The 5,474-nt window shown below is 36.7% G+C and carries 2 protein-coding genes; both read right to left on the bottom strand.

All coding sequences use genetic code 11. The features are described from left to right. On the bottom strand, positions 1-1,194 hold a 1,194-nt coding region (locus QZ265_RS09600), incomplete at its 3' end, for a peptidylprolyl isomerase (RefSeq protein ID WP_296405666.1). Positions 1,195-1,426: 232 nt separating this feature from the next. Next, positions 1,427-4,810 (bottom strand): LPS assembly protein LptD, encoded by a 3,384-nt coding sequence (lptD, locus tag QZ265_RS09595; protein ID WP_296405665.1) that lies wholly within the window; start codon positions 4,808-4,810, stop codon positions 1,427-1,429. Positions 4,811-5,474 lie beyond the last annotated feature (664 nt).

Below are 5,474 nucleotides of genomic sequence, written 5' to 3'. Positions count from 1 at the left end.
TTGATTATATAGATCATTCACACGTTGCTCAGCCAATGCCTCGCTATTTTGGTCATCAGTTTTAACTAGAATATGACGAACTTTCCACTGAGGAACAATCATATTTTCATTATTACGCTTGTCTACTAATTTAACAACATCAATGCCTTCAGCAGTAACTTGCGGTGCAGTGACTTGCCCGACTTCTAAAGGCGTAATCTTTTGGGCAATATCAGTGGGTAGTCCAGAAGCGGGATGATACCCCATATCTCCACCTTGAACGGGAGCGATATAGTTTTTAGCACTGCCGGTAGTTAACTGATTCAAGACAGCTTGAGCGTCATCGCTGGTCTGTAATAACATTTGGGCTTGTTGCGCAATTTTAATTGCTGAGTTCTTTTCAGCTTCAGTAATTCGGTTATAGTCATCACTAAAGGGAACACGGATATGGATAGTACGGTACTCAGTGCTTTGAAGCTTTTGAGCTTCAGGAGATGCCAAAAAAGCATCGATATCGTGGTCTGTAATACGAACACGACTACTAACCTGACTTTGCTGCAAGGCTTTTAAAGACTCTTCTTCAATGACTTGCGCACGAACTGCAGCATAACGACCCGGTTGCTTGGCATCTAAAGTCTGCTGTAACTGAGTTAATGACGTTAAGCCTTGTGATTGTGCCAGACGTGATAAGCTCTCATTAACCGCATCAGGACTAGGTCTGACACCAGCTCTTTTTACCAGATCTAATTGCAAGTTACGCAAAATCAAACTGTTTAGCACATCATTCTGCAGTCGCTGAGGACTTGGTACGGCTTGTCCACTAGCTTGAATACGCGCTTGAGTAACTGCAATAGCAGAAGCTAACTCACTCTTTAGAATAGGGGTATCGTTAACAATTGCAATTATACCGTTGCTACTATCAAGTGCAGATATAGGCGCCTTAGCAGGGTCAAATTTAGTGTTAACACTTAAACTATCTATGTTGTTGCTAGTTGTTTCTTTGGCTTGCGGTGACTTCACTGTATTGGTAGAGCCAGCTGCAGTTTTATCTGCAGCATAAGCTGTTAAGCTTAATGCACCCATTACGGTAGATAACAGTAAAGCCTCAGATAGTTTTTTTAGACTAAAATTTGATGCAGCTGAAACGTCGGTTTGAGAGTAAGAGTGCTGTAATTTATGCTGCGATTCATGTTGCTTAATATTTAATGCTGTCATAAGTAGCCTGTTTTTACCTGAGAATTGGGATATAAAAAATTGCATATAACTTTAAGAAAATAATTATAAAGATGGCAAAAATATTAAATTTTTTTAGTTTGAAAATTTATAAGTCTATAGATTGGAACAAGCAAATATTTATAAGCTATATTAATGCAATGAGCCCCATAATTGGAAATCATTATGCATCCTAGTTTAATTTACTTTTTCTATAACTTACTTTTTCTATAACTTACTTTTTCCATAAATAATCAACTGGTTCAAAACCAAGAATCTTATTGTCTAAAAGTCTAGTTAAGCGACTTTTTTTATTGCCAAAACCATTGATTCTAAATTCTGCCATAACGGCGCGAGTTGGTTTGTCTTCTAAATTTAAATCATTATAGTAACTACGTCCATAAATTGAAAATCCGTAACAACAATCTTCATAGTCTATACCAACAGTAGAATCAATAAACTTATGATCTCGACTGTCAAATTGACCTTGACCTAAGAAGCGCCATTTATCATTAATAGGAATAATGGCCGAAGCAGTCAGGGCTGACAAGGCAGATTGATTTGTTATACGGTCTTGTTTACGTTCAATTACCCCAAGATTAATTAAACTGTTCGGGGTAGGGTTATATCGAACTTGACTAGAAATATAATTCAGTTCGTTTTTGGAGTTTAAAGCACCATTTAAATCAAACCATACATTGCGATATGGTTGTATGCTTGAACGCCATGCAACACCCGTAGTATTAGTATCTAAAGTACCTTCATCTGTCTCAAGTCCAACCTTAGGTTTAGTTATAAAGTATTGATCTCCAATACCCCCGTCAAATCGAGTAATACCCATAGAATCAATATAGCGATAATTGAGGCCCACTGCCACACTATTATTGTCTGCAATTCTATCATGACCTAAGAACCAGCTATCAGCGAATAATTGATCATAATCAAAGGATGCAAGCCGGGTATCAAAGTTGGGAATTGAGCTTTGCTTTTCGTATGGAGAATAGTTATATTTAATACGAGGCGACAATAACTGATAGCCACCCATACTATTATCAAACCAACCAAAAGGTGAGCCGGAATTATAAAAGTTTAAGCCTGAATCAACACTAAAACTTGGAACAAAAGCTGACTGCACATTATCATTTTTAGCGATATTATTTTCGATACGACTTACTTCGTCAAATGCAGTATATAAATGTTTCAGGCTGACTTTGGGTTTCACATAACCCCAAGTTTTTTCAATGGGGTAGGTGGCATTAATTTCATTGTAAAGCCGAACACCACTTTTTTCATTTTCAGAACCATCATTAATAGACTTTTTAAAATAGGCAGAATCATGAGTCCCGCTAATATCAAATTTATCTAAAATATTGTTGAATTTTGGCAAACGATAGTCGATTGTTAACTGAGGTAGGCGTGAATAAGGTTTGTCTTTATCTGTAATTTTATTGCCATTGGCGTCTGTAGCTGCTAATGACTGGAACGTTTCTACCTTAAATTGAGCATCGACAAAATCATTATAATAATTGATTCGACCACGTCTAGGTAAGTTCAAACGGTTTTCAACCAATCCAAAGTCATCGAAGTCATTGATATAATCAGGATCTGAGACATGACTATAGACAGCATCAGCCGTTAATCTTGGAATGTTTTCAGAAGCCCACTGATGACGATAAAAAACTCCGGCGCGATCTTTATCGTCGTATTTTTTATCTCTTGGCATATAAGCGGTCGTCAATTCACCATTACCATAATGATCAGTTAAATAACGCAGCTCACCGGTGACCATTGGATTACGATTGGTATATAGATCTGTGGTAATGGTAGCATCGTAATTAGGCGCTAAATTTAGATAATAAGGCACGCTTAGCTTCAAACCACTGTCGCTATCAATGCGAGCGCTTGGCGTTAATAAGCCACTACTACGACGGTCATCTACAGGAAAATTAAAATAAGGCAGATATAATACCGGAACTTTTCCCAATCTAAAAGTTGCGTCATAAGCCTCACCGCGGCCACTTTCTGTATCAATGTCTATTTGTTGAGCTTCAATTTGCCATTTTCGATCAGTAGGGGGACAAGTTGAGAACATGACCTTTTCAAGCTCATAATGAGAGTCATCTGGTTTGTTCATTCTATGGGCGTAGCCATGAGCTTGCATCGGTACACTGGCAAAAGCCACATCATAAGCTGTGGCTTTATCACTTTTAGTGCTATAAGCAAGTTCATCTGCTACTGCAATCATACCTTGATTGCTGCTGTTAGCATTGCTGTTAACATTGCTGTTAGTATTGGTGTTACTGTTACTGTTACTGTTAGCGTTACTGTTAATGTTACTTGATGTTTTATTAGACTGTTTCGAGGCACTTGAGCCTGAGTCGGCTAATAGAACGCCACCTTTGGCACCAGCCAGCCCAGTGCTGAGATCTAATGCAATTTGATCGGCTGTAACCAGCTTACCATCTTGCATCATCTCCACATTACCTGCCAGCTCGACATAAGTATCATTGTCATAATAGCCATAATCGGCCACTGCATGCAGGGGTAAACCATTCGCAATAGACAACCCATCTTGTTGTTGGGCGCGTTGTATAGCTTGCTTATAATTAACATCGGCACCTGAAGTATTTGGGCTTACCCATACGCCTTCACAGCGATGAGCTGCCGCATTGTCTGACTTATAATTAAAGAGTGTAGGGGCTGCAACAGGAGCAAAAGTTTCAGCTTCAATAATATTGGTATTATCTACTAAATTGCCATTAGGACTGATACTGTTACCAAGATCTTCAGGTTGTAATTGATAAAATTGTGCTAAACGTTGTAAACTTTTTTGGACACTGTCATCTTCAAAGGAGGTCGCTAGAGTCTTGGAATCATCAATTCGTTGACTAATTTTAGAGCTTTGATGATCATTAGAAGAAGTAGATGCTTTAGATGATCTGCTAAAACCTTTACTAGGATTTGGATTGGTTGGCGCTCTTAGCTCAGTATTATTAGAACCAACACTATCTTCTTCTATAGTTGAAGATTGAGATACAGAAGTTAATAAAGGCTTGCTGACACTATTATTAATTAAACCATCGTTTATTAAAGCGTCCTTAGTATCTAAATCCTTAGTATCTAAATCTAAATATTCATCTTCAGGGTAACTTACTGAATTCTGAATCAAAGTCGAATTGGCAATAGCAATTGAAGGCTGATTTGTATCCGGCTCAAAACCTACCGCTTGTAGCGCATCTTGTTGAATACCATTTAACGCTTCATCAGTAGTAGTTTTACTGCTATTACCATTAGCACTACTATTGCTATTGCTTGCAGATTCTGTTGTCACATATTTTGTAGATGTGGCAGTTGATATTTTACTATTAGAATTATTTGTATCTAAGGTAGTAATATAATCTGTATTTTGTTTTTGGAGATCAGAGTTTAAAACATTCTTAGATTGCGTCGAATGTATAGATGACACTGTATTATCTTGAGGGCTAACAATAGCGCCATAAGCACTAGGTACACTAATAAGCAGCGGCAAGCTGATGACTAAACGACTTGTGTAATGCGGACGGCGTGATAAGTCACGGCAGGCACGCAATATGCTACGGTAGAGTTGCGAGTACAGCAAAGAATTACCTTATTGATTAAAAATTGATTAAAAAGTGTTTTGGTCTTACTCTTTAAACCGTGTTTATAAAAAACAGCGGTCATCATGAGTAATAGCTACTGAGATTAAAGACTAACTAAAATAATAAAATAAAAACAATATTGCATTACAAGATATTGTAACAAGCCTCATTGTCATTTATTAGATATATATTAACTACTTTATAAGCAAGTTATTTCGCTATTACGTTAATAGCCCACTCTAATAGAGCCAAATGAGTATTAGCTATTATATAGGCTTGTGGCGCTATAGTAATGATATAAATATGCTTTATCTTATCATAGTCAAAAAAAGACAATTCAGCTACACTATAGGTTTTAAATTAGAGTTTGCATTAAAGATGGTATCTATGAAAAAGATAGCATCTATAAATATAATTATATGGCTATTTTACCTTTATAACTTATAACCTAACTGTTCAAAGTTTGTATGTTTATATCTTTGTATAAACTAAGCTATTTAAAAACTGATACTGATGTTTATTAATACCTAGTTACTTATAACCAGCTTTGAATTAGTCTAAGAGCATAAACTAAATAATATCTAGTTCCGTATACATTCCATAACACATTTATTCATTGCCATTGAGACCGTACCTATGACAGTAAGTTCTGTAGAAACTTAT

It is taken from the genome of Psychrobacter sp., from assembly GCF_018260395.1.
Lineage (GTDB): Bacteria > Pseudomonadota > Gammaproteobacteria > Pseudomonadales > Moraxellaceae > Psychrobacter.
Note: the sequence above shows the minus strand (reverse complement) of the source record. Positions and strands in the feature narration are given on the sequence as shown.